14 protein-coding genes, 1 pseudogene and 1 riboswitch are annotated in these 15840 nt (G+C 68.8%); of the genes and pseudogenes, 4 read left to right on the top strand and 11 right to left on the bottom strand.

Going from position 1 to position 15840, the window contains the following annotated elements; all coding sequences use genetic code 11:
- Position 1 precedes the first annotated feature (1 nt).
- On the bottom strand, positions 2-247 hold the full coding sequence (locus tag ACMTAK_RS35995; RefSeq protein ID WP_413810034.1) for a hypothetical protein: 246 nt from the start codon (positions 245-247) through the stop codon (positions 2-4).
- A 153-nt stretch (positions 248-400) separates the two neighbouring features.
- On the opposite strand from ACMTAK_RS35995, the gene ACMTAK_RS35990 reads away from it, so the two are divergent.
- The 3 genes and pseudogenes from ACMTAK_RS35990 to ACMTAK_RS35980 all read left to right on the top strand — a co-directional run bounded on the left by ACMTAK_RS35990 (position 401) and on the right by ACMTAK_RS35980 (position 2455).
- Entirely contained in the window at positions 401-1135 is a 735-nt protein-coding gene (locus tag ACMTAK_RS35990) for a rhomboid family intramembrane serine protease (RefSeq protein ID WP_020872015.1), read from the top strand.
- Complete coding sequence (locus ACMTAK_RS35985) at positions 1132-1413, top strand: Lrp/AsnC ligand binding domain-containing protein (protein WP_020872014.1); 282 nt, start codon at positions 1132-1134, stop codon at positions 1411-1413. Before ACMTAK_RS35990 ends, ACMTAK_RS35985 begins: the two co-directional genes overlap by 4 nt.
- Positions 1414-1472: 59 nt before the next feature.
- A pseudogene (locus ACMTAK_RS35980) lies at positions 1473-2455 on the top strand (IS5 family transposase).
- A gap of 638 nt (positions 2456-3093) precedes the next feature.
- On the opposite strand, the gene ACMTAK_RS35975 reads toward ACMTAK_RS35980, so the two are convergent.
- From ACMTAK_RS35975 to ctaE, 6 genes are all read right to left on the bottom strand, one after another.
- The gene (locus tag ACMTAK_RS35975; RefSeq protein WP_413810033.1) at positions 3094-4521 is read right to left on the bottom strand and encodes an aminotransferase class V-fold PLP-dependent enzyme; all 1428 of its coding nucleotides are present in this window, start codon (positions 4519-4521) and stop codon (positions 3094-3096) included.
- Positions 4522-4723: 202 nt separating this feature from the next.
- Positions 4724-4842, bottom strand: a riboswitch (SAM riboswitch).
- A gap of 143 nt (positions 4843-4985) precedes the next feature.
- Positions 4986-6059: an anthranilate phosphoribosyltransferase gene (trpD, locus tag ACMTAK_RS35970; protein WP_413810032.1), complete on the bottom strand. Its 1074-nt coding sequence runs from the start codon at positions 6057-6059 to the stop codon at positions 4986-4988.
- A 177-nt stretch (positions 6060-6236) separates the two neighbouring features.
- Positions 6237-7874 (bottom strand): cytochrome bc1 complex cytochrome b subunit, encoded by a 1638-nt coding sequence (gene qcrB / locus ACMTAK_RS35965; RefSeq protein ID WP_413810031.1) that lies wholly within the window; start codon positions 7872-7874, stop codon positions 6237-6239.
- A complete protein-coding gene (gene qcrA, locus ACMTAK_RS35960) occupies positions 7871-8926 on the bottom strand; it encodes a cytochrome bc1 complex Rieske iron-sulfur subunit (RefSeq protein ID WP_413810030.1) in 1056 nt (351 codons plus the stop codon). The genes qcrB and qcrA overlap by 4 nt, the downstream gene beginning before the upstream one ends.
- A complete protein-coding gene (gene qcrC / locus ACMTAK_RS35955) occupies positions 8923-9732 on the bottom strand; it encodes a cytochrome bc1 complex diheme cytochrome c subunit (RefSeq protein ID WP_413810029.1) in 810 nt (269 codons plus the stop codon). The genes qcrA and qcrC overlap by 4 nt, the downstream gene beginning before the upstream one ends.
- Positions 9733-9801: 69 nt before the next feature.
- Entirely contained in the window at positions 9802-10422 is a 621-nt protein-coding gene (ctaE, locus tag ACMTAK_RS35950; RefSeq protein WP_020872008.1) for an aa3-type cytochrome oxidase subunit III, read from the bottom strand.
- 211 nt (positions 10423-10633) lie between these two features.
- Between ctaE and ACMTAK_RS35945 the strand changes: the two genes are divergently transcribed.
- Positions 10634-11035, top strand: coding sequence for a hypothetical protein (locus tag ACMTAK_RS35945; protein WP_037949235.1), 402 nt, complete (start codon positions 10634-10636; stop codon positions 11033-11035).
- A 22-nt stretch (positions 11036-11057) separates the two neighbouring features.
- On the opposite strand, the gene ACMTAK_RS35940 is transcribed toward ACMTAK_RS35945, so the two are convergent.
- From ACMTAK_RS35940 to ctaC, 4 genes are all read right to left on the bottom strand, one after another.
- Complete coding sequence (locus tag ACMTAK_RS35940; protein WP_413810028.1) at positions 11058-12305, bottom strand: L,D-transpeptidase; 1248 nt, start codon at positions 12303-12305, stop codon at positions 11058-11060.
- Between the two features lie 153 nt (positions 12306-12458).
- Positions 12459-12857: a cytochrome c oxidase subunit 4 gene (locus ACMTAK_RS35935; protein ID WP_210948208.1), complete on the bottom strand. Its 399-nt coding sequence runs from the start codon at positions 12855-12857 to the stop codon at positions 12459-12461.
- A complete protein-coding gene (gene ctaD, locus ACMTAK_RS35930; RefSeq protein WP_256649943.1) occupies positions 12854-14593 on the bottom strand; it encodes an aa3-type cytochrome oxidase subunit I in 1740 nt (579 codons plus the stop codon). The genes ACMTAK_RS35935 and ctaD overlap by 4 nt, the downstream gene beginning before the upstream one ends.
- Positions 14590-15552, bottom strand: a complete 963-nt coding sequence (gene ctaC / locus ACMTAK_RS35925; RefSeq protein WP_037949142.1) for an aa3-type cytochrome oxidase subunit II — start codon at positions 15550-15552, stop codon at positions 14590-14592. Before ctaC ends, ctaD begins: the two co-directional genes overlap by 4 nt.
- Between the last annotated feature and the right edge of the window lie 288 nt (positions 15553-15840).

Genomic DNA, 15840 nt, shown 5'->3' with positions numbered 1-15840 from the left:
CTCAGGCGCTCTGGCCGGTGTTCGGACGCTCCACGAGTTCGACCTGGTCGACCGCGTTGCACCAGCGACAACGCACTGACTCAATGGTCTCACTGAGCACCTCGCGTTCCTCGACTCTGGGTTCCCCCGCCAAGTCGAGATGCACATACTCCACGGCTCTGGTCGAGCGGGTCACATCGAACCGGGTGAGATTGCCGCACAGTGTGCAACGCCAGCGGGTCTGGGTGGTCGGCAGGGGCACGGCCATGGTTGCGGGTCCTCGCTTCTCGGCTCGTCGGCGGCGTCCTGTAACCCTACGGCCTGAGCCCTGGCCCGTGCCGGGCCCGGTCCGCCCCCACGACCCGGCGGAGCGCGGCGAGGCGCTCTGTGGAGGTTGTGCCCGGTACGGAATGATCTGCCCATGATCGAGACGTCGTCGGGGCGCCACCGCCCCTGGATGGCGGGGCCCGGCCGCCCCTGGATGACGTACGGCCTGATCGTCAGCTGCTGCCTGATCTTCGTCCTCGGACCGGCCTCGGGGCTCAACCCCGGCTATGGCTCGGGCGGGCGGCTGGTGGAGGCCCAGTCCACGTACTTCGAGCGCTGGGGGGTGGTGCCCAGCGCCCTGTGGAGCGGCGACCCCGATCAGCCGCTCGCCCCGCTGACCGCGCTCTTCGTGCACGGCAACTGGCTGCATCTGCTCGGCAACATGCTGTTCCTCTATGTCTTCGGCGCGATGACCGAGGAGCGGATGGGCCGTTTCCAGTTCGCCGTCTTCTACCTCGCCACGGGCTATCTGGCGCTGCTCGGGTACGCCGCCGCGCACGCCGACTCGGCCCAGTCCCTGGTGGGCGCCTCCGGGGCCATCTCCGGGGTGCTCGGCGCCTTTCTGTGGCTGTTTCCCCGGGCCCGGGTGACCAGCCTCTTCCCGTTCCTGCTCTTCCTCCCGCTGCGCTTTCCGGCCTGGGCGGTGCTGATCTTCTGGGTGGCCCTCCAGTGGCTGGCCGCCCGGCAGGCCGACGACCGCCCCGGCGTCGCCTATCTCGCCCATCTCGTGGGCTTCACGCTCGGCTTTCTCTACGCGTGGGCCCGGTTCGGGCGGACGGCTAGAGTGGGCGGCGCAGCCAGGCCCAGTGAGGGAGAAAGCCAGCCGTGATCACTTCGATCGTGCTCATCAAGACCAACGTGGACCAGATCCCGGAGACCGCCGAGAAGATCGCCGCGCTGGAGGGTGTGAGCGAGGTCTACTCGGTCACCGGCGCGCACGATTTGATCGCGATGGTTCGGGTGGCCCGGCACGACGATCTCGCGGACATCATCACGGGCCAGATCAGCAAGCTGCCGGGGGTCGCCTCGACCGAGACCCACATCGCCTTCCGGACGTACTCGCAGCACGACTTGGAGGCGGCGTTCGCGATCGGCCTGGACGGCTAGGGACTGTCTCCGGTTGTGATCAAGCCCCGGGGTGGGGGCCGGTCCGATAAGACTGTGCTGTGACGCGTGCGCAACTCACCGACCTTGAGTGGGAGTTCATCGAGCCGTTCCTGCCGGTCGGCAGGTTCGGCCCGTACCCCGAGCGGCTGCGTGAGCAGTTCGAGGGGGTGATCTGGCGGTTCCGCACCGGCAGCCAGTGGAGAGAGATGCCCGAGCGGTTCGGCGCCTGGCAGACCGTCTACAACCGCTTCATGCGATGGCGGGACGCGGGCGTCTTCCAGACCCTGCTGGACGAAGCGATCGCCGAGGCCGCCCGCAGGGACGAGATCGACATGTCCCTGGTCAGCGTGGACTCCACCACCGCGCGGGCCCATCACGACGCCGCCGGCATGCGGGTCAGCGAACAGACTCTGGCCGCACTCGAGGAGGCAGCCTCGCAAAAGGGGGAGCATCGCAGGGACAAGGCGGGCAGGACGGCGAAAGCGATCCGGTCCGGGCCGAACGCCGGCGCATCCGCTTGCGACGGCGGGCCCGGCTGAAGGCCGCCCTGCTCGGACGGTCGCGCGGCGGGCTGACCAGCAAGATCCACCTGGCTGCCGACCGGCGGTGCCGGCCGATGGCGCTCCTTCTGACCGCCGGACAGGCCGCCGACAGCCCGCAGTTCATCCCGGTTCTGAGCAAGGTACGGGTCCGTCTGCCGGTCGGCCGTCCCCGCACCCGGCCGGCTGCCGTGGCCGGTGATAAGGCCTACTCCTCCCGCGCCAACCGAGCCCATCTGCGCAAACGCCGCATCAAGGCAGTCATCCCGGAGAAGAGGGACCAGGCCGCCAACCGCAGGAAGAAAGGCAGCCGGGGCGGCAGGCCCGTCACCCACAATGCCGATCTCTACCGCGACCGCAACACGGTCGAGCGGGCCATCAACAGGATGAAGGACTGGCGAGGCATCGCGACCCGCTACGACAAGACGCCCGAGAGCTACCTCGCCGGACTCCATCTCCGCGCAGCGACCATCTGGATCAGCAGCATCCTGAAAGCCCAATGATCACAACTGGAGACAGTCCCTAGAGGGTGTCTGGCGGCGCGTGACGCCTGCGGCGGGCTGCTCCCCTCCCCGCCCCTCCCCGCCCCTTCCCGGCAGCACCGATATGCGGCTCCGCCGCGTGGGGGCTCCGCCCCAGCCCCCGGCCACGTCGCAGGGCGACGCGGTCGGCACCCTGGCCCCGGTGAACTGATCGCGGGACGATCGGCTCGTCGCCCCCCGGACCCCAGGGCCCAAGCAAAACCGGGGCTCCGCCCCAAACCCCGGCCGGACAACCCGGACGCCCGCCGGGGCGCCCACCGCGACCAGCCCGCCGGTGCAGGCATTCACGACAGCAACGGCCACCCCGCCACCCCCCGGGACCCAGGGGGCAAGCGAAATAGGGACCCTGCCCCTGGACCCGTGCCGGACGATCCGGATGCACGCGGGCCTCCGCGCGGCCATCCGCCGCGTCGGCGCGCCGACCGCGATCAGCCCACCGCAGCAGGCGCTCACTGCGGCGACGGCCGACTCGTCGATCTCCCGGGGTCCAGGGGCGGAGCCCCTGGTTGTGGGAAGGGGCGGGGTGGGGAAAGAGCCCCCGCCGGAATCCCCGCAGGGCCCGGCCGCCCCGGACTCCTGGGCCGGAGGCCCATTGGGCCTCAGCCGCGGTCGGGGACGCAGCGGCCGTCCTCCGTGCGGTAGCTCCACCGGGCGCCCTCGCGCACCAGTTCCTTCACCGCGCCCACGAACCGCTCCACATGCTCGTCCGGGGTGCCCGCCCCGAAGCTGACGCGGATCGCGTTCAGCGACCGCTCCCCCGGCGCGGCCTCGGGCGCGCCGCACTCGCCCGGCTCGTCGGGCTCGCTGTCCAGCAGGGTGCGGACCAGCGGATGGGCGCAGAACAGCCCGTCGCGTACGCCGATGCCGTACTCCGCGGAGAGCGCCGCCGCGAAGTGGGAGCTGTTCCAGCCCTCCACCACGAACGACAGCACGCCGACCCGGGGCGCGTCGTCGCCGAACAGCGAGAGCACCCGCACCTCGGGCACCTCGGCAAGACCCGCCCGCACCTTCTCGATCAGCTGCCGCTCACGGGCGACCAGGCCCTCGAAACCGGCCTCGGTCAGCGCCTTGCAGGCCGACGCGATCGCGTAGACGCCGATGACGTTCGGCGAGCCCGCCTCGTGCCGGGCGGCGGTGGTGTGCCACTCGACGTCGACGCCGCCGTCGTCCCTGCGCGTGACCTTACGGCTGGCGCCGCCGCCCGCCAGATACGGCCGGGCCTCCCGCAGCCAGTCCGCCCGTCCGGCCAGCACCCCGGCCCCGAAGGGCGCGTACAGCTTGTGCCCGGAGAAGGCCACCCAGTCGACGTCCGCCTCCGCGATGTCCACGGGGTGGTGCGGGGCCAGCTGCGCGGCGTCCAGGACGATACGGGCGCCGTGGGCGTGCGCGGCCGCGGCCAGCTCCCGCACCGGCCACAGCTCGCCGGTCACATTGGACGCGCCGGTCACGCACACCAGCGCCGGGCCCTCGGCGCGCCCCGCGAGCGCCTTCTCCAGCGTCTCCACCGCCTGCCGCGGGGAGCGCGGGGCGCTGAGGTAGCGGACGGTGACGTCCTCCCGCTGCTCCCACGGCAGCAGCGAGGCGTGGTGCTCGGTCTCGAAGACGAAGACCTCGGTGCCCGGAGGTGCCGCGGCGGCCAGGAGGTTGAGCGAATCGGTGGTGGAGCGGGTGAAGACGACCTGGTCGTCCTCGCGGCAGCCCAGGAAGGCGGCGACGTCCTTACGGCTGTTCTCGAAGAGGTCGGTGGACAGCTGCGAGAGGTAGCCCGCCCCGCGGTGCACGCTGCCGTAGTACGGCGCGTACGCGGCGATGTCGTCCCAGACGCGCCGCAGCGCGGGGGCGCTGGCGGCGTAGTCGAGCGCCGCGTAGGTCACCTCGCCACCGGTGACCAGGGGGACCAGGACATCGCCGCCCAGCACGGGCAGCGGCTCACAGGCGGCGACGGAGGAATCGGCGGAGGTGGAAGCGGTGGCAGAGGCGGTGGCGGTAGCAGAGAGGGTGGCGGTGGCAGCGGGGCGCGCGGACATGGCGAAGTCTCCCGAAGGGGTCGAAGGAATGCGTGACGCGCACGGAAACGGCGGCGGCGAGCCAGCCGTAAGGGCGCGGAGAATCGCTCGACGCACGGCCGCACCGCGCGGAGCACATTGAGGAGAGACGGGCCGCTCGGCCCTAGCGCATTCGCTGCATCACGGAAGAACTCCCTCGACCACCAGGACCCCTAGTGCGAGGGGTCCGCGCTTGCCGCCGGCCTCGCTGCCTGGCGGCCTGGTCATCACCCGGGGCACCCCGCCACGGACGGAGGGTTGCCGGACAGCGGGCCGGGGCCGTAGTCGCTGTCGCTCGTGACCTGGGCAGGAGTATGCCATGTCAGACGCCGGCGCCCATGCCCTGTCCGCATCCCGGACAGACCATGGGCGCCGTACGGCGTTCGCCGGACCACGACCGCGCCGCTGACGATCGACGGCATATCAGGGCACTCCCAGCGGAGCGCTCAGGCGTGAGTGGCCCGGACCCATCGCTCCAGGACGTCGCGCGCCACGCCCGAGTCAATCGACTCGGCGGCCCGCGCGACACCCGCCCCGATGCGGTCCGTCAGGGGCTTGTCCCCCGGGTCCGGCTCGAGCGCCACCAGCGCCGCCGCCGAGTTCAGCAGCACCGCGTCCCGGACCGGGCCCCGCTCGCCCGCCAGCAGCCGGCGGGCCACATCGGCATTGTACGAGGCGTCAGCGCCCCGCAGGGCCTCCACGGGGGCCCGCTCGACGCCCACGTCCCGGGGGTCGAAGGTCTCCTGGCGCACGGCGCCGTCCCGGACCTCCCACACCTGGGAGGTCGTGGTCACGGTGAGCTCATCCAGCCCGTCGTCACCCCGGACGACCAGTGCGGAGGAGCCCCGCTCGGCCAGCACCCCGGCGATGATGGGCGCCATACGGGCGTCGGCGACCCCGGTCGCCTGGCAGGTGACCTTCGCCGGGTTGGTCAGCGGGCCGAGCAGGTTGAACGGGGTGGCGACGCCCAGCTCGCGCCGGGCCGAGGCGACATGCCGCAGCGACGGGTGGAACTTCACCGCGAAGCAGAAGGTGATCCCGGCCTCCTCGGCGACCTCGACCACCCGCTCGGGGGTGATGTCCAGATTGACGCCGAGCTTCTCCAGCACATCCGAGGCGCCGCTGGCGGAGGACGCGGCGCGGTTGCCGTGCTTGACCACCCGTGCGCCGGTACCGGCGACGACCAGCGCGGACATGGTGGAGATGTTGACGGTCTTGGCGCGGTCGCCGCCGGTGCCCACGATGTCCACGGTCGCCCCGGGCACCTCGATCACCCGGGCGTGCTCGTACATCGCCCGCACCAGACCGGCCACCTCGGAGACCGTCTCGCCCTTGGCGCGCAGCGCGATCGCGAAACCGGCGATCTGGGCGTCGGTGGCCTCGCCCCGCATGATCCGGTCCATGGCCCAGGCGGTGTCGTCGGCATCGAGGTCACGACCGGCGATCAGCAAGCTCAGTACGTCCGGCCAGGTGCGGGCCGTCGCGGTGCTGTCGCCTCCGGCGGGGGTCACAACGTCCATGGTCCGCTCCTGGATCCGTGGGGGTGGGCAGGGAAGGGGTCCGCGCACTTCAGCGGCCCGTCGCAAGCCTATCGGCCGCACGGCCGGGGCCCCGGCCGGACCGTGTGGTCCGGGCCGGGGCCCTGGTCTGTGGCGTCGCTGTATGAAGAAACCGGTCGCTGAAGGGGTACCGGGAGATCAGTGGTGGCCGTGGCCGCTGGTGATCTCGTGGTACTCCTCTCGGGTCGGCTTCGGAATGACGTTGTCCCCGCCGTAGTAGCCCTTGGAGAGCTTCGAACGGAGCTTCTGGGAGCGCTTTATCTTCCGCTTGACCCCGTTCTCGTCGACCGCCGGGCCGATCTCGTAGGGCTCGGGCTGCTCGTGCTGGGTGAGCGCGTGCAGCTGGTCCTGCGGGAGCGGCTCGTGGACCTCGATGAACTCGCCGTGCGGCAGCCGCTTGATGATGCCGGTCTCACGGCCGTGCAGCACCTTGTCCTTGTCGCGCCGCTGGAGGCCGAGGCAGATCCGCTTGGTGGCGATGAACGCCAGGACCGGGCCGACGAAGAAGGCGATCCGCACAAACCACGTGATCGAGTTGATCGACAGGTGGAAGTGGGTGGCCCACAGGTCGTTACCGCCACCGACCAGCATCACGAAGTACGCGGTGATCCAGGCGACACCGAAGGCCGTACGGGTCGGGGCGTTGCGCGGGCGGTCCAGGATGTGGTGCTCACGCTTGTCGCCGGTGATCCAGGACTCGATGAACGGGTAGAGCCCGATCGCGAACAGGACCAGTGGGAAGAGCACGATCGGGATGAACACGCCCAGGACGAGCGTATGACCCCAGGCGGTGATCTCCCAGCCGGGCATCACACGGACCAGACCCTCGGCGAAGCCCATGTACCAGTCGGGCTGGGCGCCGGTGGACACCTGGTCGGGCCGGTAGGGGCCGATGGTCCAGATCGGGTTGATGGTCGCGACCGCGGAGAGGACCGCGATCACACCGAAGACCAGGAAGAAGAAGCCGCCCGCCTTGGCCATGTAGACCGGCAGCAGAGGCATGCCGACGACGTTCTTCTCGGTCTTTCCGGCCCCGGGGTACTGCGTGTGCTTGTGGTAGAAGACCAGGATCAGGTGCGCCACCAGCAGGCCGAGCATGATGCCCGGCAGCAGCAGGACATGGACCGGGTAGAGCCTCGCGATGAGGTCCGTGCCGGGGAACTCGCCGCCGAAGACGAACATCGAGATGTACGTGCCGACCACCGGGATCGACAGGAACACACCCTCGATGAACCGCAGACCGGTGCCGGAGAGCAGGTCGTCGGGGAGCGAGTAGCCGGTGAAGCCGGTCAGCATGCCGAGGAAGAACAGCAGGAAGCCGAACAGCCAGTTGATCTCACGCGGCTTGCGGAACGCACCGGTGAAGAACACCCGCATCATGTGGGTGAACATGCCGGCGAGGAAGACCAGCGCGGCCCAGTGGTGGATCTGCCGGATCAGCAGACCGCCCCGCACCTCGAAGCTGATGTCGAGGGTCGACTGGAACGCCTCGGACATCCGCACGCCCTGCATCGGGACGTACGGGCCCTCGTAGACGACCTCCGACATGCTGGGGTGGAAGAACAGCGTCAGGTACACACCCGTGAGGATGATGACGATGAAGCTGTAGAGGCAGACCTCGCCCAGCATGAAGGACCAGTGGTCCGGGAAGATCTTGCGCATATTGGCCTTGGCCAGGCTGTAGATGCCCAGCCGGCCATCGGCCCAGTCCGCGACGCGCTCACCCGCGGGCGCTTTGCCCCGGCGCTGCGCGGCGCTGTCGCTTGTAGTACTCATCCGCGCTCCCAGTAAGCAGGACCGACGGGCTCCGAGAAGTCGCCCATGGCTTCGAGGTACCCCTGGTCGTTGGCCCTGATCCGCAGCTGCGGCAGCGCGTGACCGGCCGGACCGAAGATCACTCGGCCACCGTCGGAGAGGTCGAAGGTCGACTGGTGGCAGGGGCACAGGACGTGGTGGGTCTGCTGCTCATAGAGGTTGATCGGGCAGCCGACGTGGGTGCAGATCTTGGAGAACGCGACGATGCCCTCGTGCGACCAGTCCAGTTCGCGCTTGTCCTTGATGTTCTCCGGCTGGAGCCGGACCAGCATCAGGGCGGCCTTGGCGATCTCCGTCTGGAAGTCGTGCTGCTCCTCGCTCATGCCCTCGGGCATGGCGAAGGTGAGCGAGCCGACGGCGATGTCCTCGGGGCGCAGCGGCTGCATGGTGTTGTAGTTCATCAGCCGCTTGCCCTTGGCCCACTTGGTGTGCCGGAGCTTGGTGCCCGGCAGCGGACCGAGGTCCCGCAGCAGCACGATGCCGGAGAGCGGCACCAGCGCCAGCGCGCCGAAGAGGGTGTTGCGGGCCAGCTTGCGCCGGCCGAAGCCGGACTCCTTGGCGCCGGTGGCGAACTCCTCGAGGACCTTCGACTTGACCTCGGGGCTGGCCTCGATGGGGTGGCGCTCGTCGGCGATCTCCTCATCGGACATCAGGGTGCGGGCCCAGTGGACCGCGCCCGCGCCGATGGTGAACAGCGCGATGCCGAGCGTCAGCCCCAGCGCGAAGTTCAGCGCGCTGATGTGCCCGATCGGGAAGACGTAGATGTACCTGTCGACCGGGAGTGCCACATACGCGGCGATGAAGGCGATCGTGGCCAGCATCGAGACCGTGAAGAGCAGGGCGACGGTGCGCTCGGAGCGCTTCGCGGCCCGCTCGTCGATGTCCTGCTTACGGTGCTCGTGCGGGGGCAGCCCCGGGTCGGCGAACGGGTCCTCGGCCGACCTTACGGCGCTCTCGGCCCCCCGCGCTTCCGGCAGCTTGTCTTCTGCTTCTGAAATCTCGTGGCTACTCATGACTTCTTGGCCTTTGCGGTCCGGGCGGCGACCCAGATGGTGAGGACGATCATCGCGCCCATGCCGAAGACCCAGCCGAACAGACCCTCGCTCACCGGGCCGAGCCCGCCGAGCTCAAGACCACCCGGGGTCTTGCTCTTGTCGCTGTTGACCGTGTCGAGGTAGGCGATGATGTCCTGCTTGTTCTTCTCCGGCATCACGGTGTCGGGGAAGGAGGGCATGTTCTGCGGGCCGGTCTGCATGGCCTCGTAGAGATGCTTGGGGCTGACCCCGTCGAGAGCCGGCGCGAACTTGCCGTTGGTGAGGGCACCACCCTTACCGGCGAAGTTGTGGCACTGCGCGCAGTTCGTACGGAAGAGCTCCCCGCCCTTCGCGACGTCCGCGCCGTCCGGGCTGTACTCGCTCTTGGCGGGCGTCACCGGACCCGCGCCGAGCGACGCGATGTAGGCCGCGAGCTGCTCGGTCTCGGCGTCCGAGTAGATCTTCTTCTTCTTCGGCACCTGGGCGCCCGGCTGCTGCGCGGGCATGCGGCCGGTGCCGACCTGGAAGTCCACGGCGGCGGAGCCGACGCCGACCAGGCTCGGGCCGTCAGAGGTCCCCTGACCGCCCGTGCCATGGCAGCTGGCGCAGCCGACGGCATAGAGCTTCTTGCCCTCCTCGATGGCGAGGGACTGGGCGGAGCTGTCGTCGGCCTTCGCCTCGCTCGGCGAAAACGCGGCGTACAGCCCCCCAGTGACCGCCAGCGCGAAGAGTAGGACGACGAGCGCAGCCAGCGGATGGCGCCGTCGTGCGGAGAGCTTTTTCACGGATTACCCCGGTGTCAGGATCTTCTGCGTCGATGCTGTTAAGGACGTGGTTCCGGTGCGGTGACCGGCTTACTTGATCATGTAGATCGTGGCGAAGAGGCCGATCCAGACGACATCGACGAAGTGCCAGTAATAGGACACGACGATGGCCGCCGTCGCCTGCTGGTGGGTGAACCTCTTGGCCGCGTACGTCCTGCCCAGGACAAGCAGGAAGGCGATCAGGCCGCCCGTCACATGCATGCCGTGGAAGCCGGTGGTCAGGTAGAACACCGAGCCGTAGGGGTCGGAGGAGAGCGAAAGCCCGTCCTTCTTGACCAGCTCGGTGTATTCGAAGATCTGACCGCCGATGAAGATCGCGCCCATGATGAAGGTGATCACGAACCAGGAGCGCAGCTTCTTCACGTCGCCGCGCTCGGCGGCGAAGACGCCGAGTTGGCAGGTGAGGGAGGAGAGCACCAGGATCGTGGTGTTCGTCGCCGAGAACGGGAAGTTCAGCGAGGACGCCATTTCCTTCCAGTGCTCGGCTCCGGTCACCGATCGCAGGGTGAAGTACATCGCGAAGAGGGCCGCGAAGAACATCAGCTCGGAACTCAGCCAGATGATGGTTCCGACGCTGGTGAGGTTCGGCCGGTTGACCGACGGGTGCGCGTGCCCGGTTTCTACTGCTGTTGCTGTCGCCACGACCGACATTATGTCGGTCGCTTATCCAGCGCTCACTCCCGGGGGTCCCGTTCGGAGTGTCAAGGGCCGCCTCAAGGACATCGACCCTGCTCGTCGGGGCTGTTCCGGACAGTCCCCCGAAGGAGGGAGAGATCCGTACACCCCCTCCTCCGGACGGCTGTACGGGAGTAGCATCCGCCTCAGGAGCCCGGCAGATCACTTACTTCGTCCGGAGGTCATGATGCGGCCCACCGCAACGGTGCTGGTCTACAGCGATGACGTAAGCACCCGCGAGCAGGTGCGCCTGGCGGCCGGGCGCCGGCCCGCCGCCGATGTGCCCCCGGTGGAATTCCTGGAGTGCGCCACCCTCCCGGCCGTTCTCTCGGCGCTGGAGGAGGGCGGCATCGACGCCTGCGTGCTGGACGGTGAGTCGGCGCCCGCGGGCGGGATGGGCGTCTGCCGGCAGATCAAGGACGAGATCTTCCAGTGCCCGCCGGTGCTGCTGCTCATCGGCCGCCCGCAGGACGCCTGGCTGGCCACCTGGAGCCGCGCGGAGGCCGCGGTCACGCATCCGGTGGACCCGGTGGCCCTGGCGGACGCGCTGGCCGGGCTGCTCCGCAAGCGGCTCGCCGTGGGCGCCTGACCTCACCGTCCGCACCGTCCGCTCAGACCTGGGGCCGGAGCCGGGCGGAGTCGGCGGGGGTGGCGTCGGACTGGCCGGAGGCGACGGCGCTGCCCTTGCGCCAGTCCGCCCAGGCCATGTTCCAGTCGCCGTAGCCGTTGTCGAATGTCGCCATGTCGTCTCCGTTGCTGTGCACCACCTGGACGATGTCCCCCAGGCGCACGGTGTTGAAGAACCACTGGGCGTTCGCCGTGCTCATGCCGGTGCAGCCGTGGCTGACGTTGGCGTAGCCCTGTGAACCGGTGGACCAGGGCGCGGCATGGACGTATTCACCGCTTTTGGTGACCCGGGCGGCCCAGTAGACCATCAGGTCGTAGGAGCCCGCGCCGAGCCCGATGCTGGCGCCCGTCATCCGTACGGCGGATTCCTTGGCCAGGATGACCTTGATGCCGTTCCGGGTGTCGAATCCGGGCATACCGGTGGTGATCGGGATGGTCCGGATCGGCACCCCGTTGCGCTTCACCGTCATCTGGTGGGTGCCGGAGTCGGTGAGGGCCTCGAGGCGGTCGCCGGTGGTCACCCGCAGCGACTTGGCCTCGCCACCGTAGAGCCCGCCGCCGATCCGGATGCCCTTGAGGTTGGAGTGCACCGTGATGGTGGCGTGGGCGGGCCAGTACTCCTGCGGACGGTAGTGCAGGTTCCGGCTGTCCACCCAGTGCCAGACGCCCTCCACCGCGGGCCGTGAGTCCACCTTCAGGGCGCGCTCGATCACGGCGCGGGCCGAGGGGTCCTTGACGGGCCGGCTCAGCTTGGCCGTGATGGGCTGCCCCACCCCGTACTCCCCCGCCTTGGGGCCGAAGGTGACCTTCAGCAGCCGGTGGGCGGAGTTGGTGGTGAAGTCGACCGTACGGCGGCCCGGAGCGCCATTGGAGTCCTCCGTGGACACCTTCAGCGTGTAGTGGGCGCCCGCGGCCAGCGGCACGGTGCTGCGCCAGTGCCTGCCGTCGTCGGTCAGCTCACCCCGGACATAGCGGCCCGCGGCGTCGGTGGCCGTGACATCCGTGATCCGGCTGTCGTCGTCCTTGGCCGTCACTTCGAGCGGCTTGTCCGGATTGGCCTTACGGCCGTCGCCGTCACCGCTGAACGAGATCTGATCGGCGGCGTCGTACGGCTTGGCGGACAGGGGGTCGGGGGATCCCCCGCATCCGCTCAGACCCGCTATCAGCGGCGCCACCAGCAGTGCGCAGGTCAGCACCGCCCGGCTTCTGAGTGATCGAGGTGTGTGGCTCATGGAGCCAACGTAAGAACGGGGTCCCGGAACGGCGCGCGGAGTGAGGCACCGGAGTGAACCGGCGGCCCGGCGGGCCGTACGGGCCCGCGACGCCGAGCGGGGCCCGGACACCTGGGGAGGTGTCCGGGCCCCGCTCATATCAGCCGGTCAGGGCTACTGGTTGGCGTTCTCGCCGCGGTAGTACTCGAAGACCCAGCCGAAGAGACCGACCATGATGATCGGGGCCGAGAAGAAGAGCAGCCACCAGCCGAAGATCACGCCCAGGAACGCCATGGCGCCGCCGACGCCGAGGGAGAGCGGCTGCCAGCTGTGCGGGGAGAAGAATCCCAGCTCGCCGGCGTCGTCCGCGACATCCGCGTCCTTGTTGTCCTGCGCACCGACATCCACCCGGCGGGCCGTGAAGGCCAGATAGTAGCCGATCATGATGCTCAGCCCGAAGGCCAGGAAGAGCGCCGTGGTGCCGGCCGGCTCCTTCGACCACACGCCATAGACGATCGCCATGACGAGGATGAAGACGGCCAGCCAGATGAACATCCGGCCTTGGACCTTCACTTGCCGGCCTCCTTACCACCCGCGAGGGCCTTGTCATCGTCAGGCGCACCGTGGTTCTCGAGCTGGTCGAGCGCCGCGATCTCCGGGTGGTGCAGGTCGAACGCCGGGGATTCGGAGCGGATCCGCGGCAGGGTGAGGAAGTTGTGCCGCGGGGGCGGGCAGGAGGTCGCCCACTCCAGCGAACGGCCGTAGCCCCAGGGGTCGTCGACCTCGACCTTCTTGCCGTACTTGGCGGTCTTCCAGACGTTGTAGAGGAACGGCAGGATCGACAGGCCCAGCAGGAAGGAGCTGATGGTCGAGATGGTGTTCAGCGTGGTGATGCCGTCGGCCGCCAGGTAGTCGGCGTACCGACGGGGCATGCCCTCGGCACCCAGCCAGTGCTGCACCAGGAACGTGCCGTGGAAGCCCACGAACAGCGTCCAGAAGGTGATCTTGCCGAGCCGCTCGTCCAGCATCTTGCCGGTCATCTTCGGCCACCAGAAGTGGAATCCGGCGAACATCGCGAAGACCACGGTGCCGAAGACCACGTAGTGGAAGTGGGCCACCACGAAGTACGAGTCGGAGACGTGGAAGTCCATCGGCGGCGACGCCAGGATCACACCGGTCAGACCACCGAAGGTGAAGGTGATCAGGAAGCCGACCGCCCAGAGCATCGGGGTCTCGAAGCTCAGCGACCCCTTCCACATCGTGCCGATCCAGTTGAAGAACTTGATACCGGTCGGCACCGCGATGAGGAACGTCATGAACGAGAAGAACGGCAGTAGCACTCCGCCGGTGACATACATGTGGTGGGCCCACACCGTCACCGAGAGACCGGCGATCGAAATGGTCGCGGCGATCAGGGAGATGTAACCGAACATCGGCTTCCGGGAGAAGACCGGAATGACCTCGGAAATGATGCCGAAGAACGGCAGCGCGATGATGTAAACCTCTGGATGGCCGAAGAACCAGAAGAGGTGTTGCCAGAGCAACGCTCCGCCATTGGCCGCGTCGAAGACATGCGCCCCGAATTTACGGTCCGCCTCCAGGGCGAACAGCGCGGCGGCCAGCACCGGGAAGGCGAGCAGGACCAGCACCGCGGTCAGCAGCACGTTCCAGGTGAAGATCGGCATCCGGAACATCGTCATGCCCGGAGCCCGCATGCAGATGATCGTGGTGATGAAGTTGACCGCACCGAGGATCGTGCCGAAGCCGGAGAGGGCCAGACCCATGATCCACATGTCCGCGCCGATACCCGGCGAACGGACCGCGTCCGACAGCGGGGAGTAGGCGAACCAGCCGAAGTCGGCCGCGCCCTGCGGGGTCAGGAACCCGCCCACCGCGATCAGCGAGCCGAAGAGGTACAGCCAGTACGCGAACATGTTCAGCCGCGGGAACGCCACATCGGGCGCACCGATCTGCAGCGGCATGATCCAGTTCGTGAAGCCCGCGAACAGCGGGGTGGCGAACATCAGCAGCATGATCGTGCCATGCATGGTGAACGCCTGGTTGAACTGCTCGTTCGACATGATCTGCGTACCCGGACGGGCCAGCTCGGCGCGCATGAAGAGCGCCATCAGGCCGCCGATGCAGAAGAACGCGAACGACGTGACGAGGTAGAGCGTGCCGATCGTCTTGTGGTCCGTGGTGGTCAGCCACTTGACGACGACATTGCCCGGCTGCTTCCGACGTACCGGCGTTTGCCGCTCTTGCGAGGCGGTGGTGCCGGCACCCTGGGGTTCGTTGAGGATGCTCACGATGTCCTGGTCTCCGCGTTCTTGGCGGCGTCCGTCTGCTCAATGCCCGCCGGGATGTAGCCGGTCTGGCCCTTCTTCGCCAGCTCCTTGAGGTGCTGCTGGTAACGCTCCGGCGACACGACCTTGACGTTGAAGAGCATCCGGGAGTGGTCGACGCCGCACAGCTCGGCGCACTTGCCCTTGAAGGTGCCCTCGCGGTTCGGAGTGACCTCGAAGCGGTTGGTGTGACCCGGGATGACGTCCATCTTCATCAGGAAGGGGACCACCCAGAACGAGTGGATCACATCGCGGGACGTCAGGATGAACTGGACCGACTCGCCCTTCGGCAGCCACAGGGTCGGGCCCGGGTTGCCGGTCTGCGGGTTCCGCTCACCGGGCGTGCCCGCCTCGTAGACGCCCTCGGCGCCCTTGGGGACCGCGTTCAGCATGCGCTTGGGGATCGCGGAGATCTCCTTGGCTTCCTGCTTGGGCGTGGCGGTGGACCCGTCCACGTTCTCCATGTAGTTGAAGCCCCAGCTCCACTGGTAGCCCACCACGTTGACCACGTGGTCGGGCTTCTTGGAGGTCTTGAGGAGCGCGTTCTCATCGCGTGCGGTGAAGTAGAACAGCACCGAGACGATGATGATCGGGACCACGGTGTACAGCGCCTCGATCGGCATGTTGTACCGGGTCTGCGCGGGAACCTCGATCTTGGTCCTGCTGCGACGGTGAAAGATGACCGCCCAGATGATCAGGCCCCAGACCAGGACGCCCGTGGCGAGCGCCGCCGCCCACGAGCCCTGCCACAGGGAGAGGATCCGCGGCGCCTCCTCCGTGACGGGGGTAGGCATTCCGAGGCGGGGGAAGTCCTTGGATGTGCAACCGGTGGCGGTCGCCAGGACCAAGCCCGCGGCCAGCGCCTGCAGCAGCTTCCGCCGCACCGGGCGCCGCGACGAGCGGTCGGAGCCGTTGGGACTCACGTAGCGCCTTCCCGAGAGTCTCGCCCGCGCGGTCGGCCGCGGCCGTCTGTCTGGTCGGTCGCCGGCCCGGTGCGGGCAGGGGTTTGGATGTTTATGCGGACCAAACCCTACTGGACGCCATTTGGGGTCGCGCGGGGAGGGTGCCCAACGCGCCGGGGCGCTCCACGAAGGGGTGGAATCCCGGGCTCCGGCGGCCTGTTCCGGCCGGGCGCGGCCCGGGTTCCGGCCCCGGCTCCGGGCCCGGTGCGAACCCGGTTCCGGCCCGGTGCGATCCTGGGCGGGGCCATG

This window comes from Streptomyces lacaronensis, assembly GCF_047337785.1.
GTDB lineage: Bacteria > Actinomycetota > Actinomycetes > Streptomycetales > Streptomycetaceae > Streptomyces > Streptomyces lycopersici.
The sequence above is the reverse complement of the archived record's forward strand: the minus strand, read 5'-3'. Positions and strand labels throughout refer to the sequence as shown.

Coding starts and splice junctions, on each gene's coding strand:
- ctaE (WP_020872008.1), bottom strand. CDS start 10,422: ATGTCGGTCGTGGCGACAGCAACAGCAGTAGAAACCGGGCACGCGCAC.
- ACMTAK_RS35945 (WP_037949235.1), top strand. CDS start 10,634: ATGCGGCCCACCGCAACGGTGCTGGTCTACAGCGATGACGTAAGCACC.
- ACMTAK_RS35990 (WP_020872015.1), top strand. CDS start 401: ATGATCGAGACGTCGTCGGGGCGCCACCGCCCCTGGATGGCGGGGCCC.
- qcrA (WP_413810030.1), bottom strand. CDS start 8,926: ATGAGTAGCCACGAGATTTCAGAAGCAGAAGACAAGCTGCCGGAAGCG.
- ACMTAK_RS35975 (WP_413810033.1), bottom strand. CDS start 4,521: ATGTCCGCGCGCCCCGCTGCCACCGCCACCCTCTCTGCTACCGCCACC.
- qcrB (WP_413810031.1), bottom strand. CDS start 7,874: ATGAGTACTACAAGCGACAGCGCCGCGCAGCGCCGGGGCAAAGCGCCC.
- ACMTAK_RS35940 (WP_413810028.1), bottom strand. CDS start 12,305: ATGAGCCACACACCTCGATCACTCAGAAGCCGGGCGGTGCTGACCTGC.
- ACMTAK_RS35995 (WP_413810034.1), bottom strand. CDS start 247: ATGGCCGTGCCCCTGCCGACCACCCAGACCCGCTGGCGTTGCACACTG.
- trpD (WP_413810032.1), bottom strand. CDS start 6,059: ATGGACGTTGTGACCCCCGCCGGAGGCGACAGCACCGCGACGGCCCGC.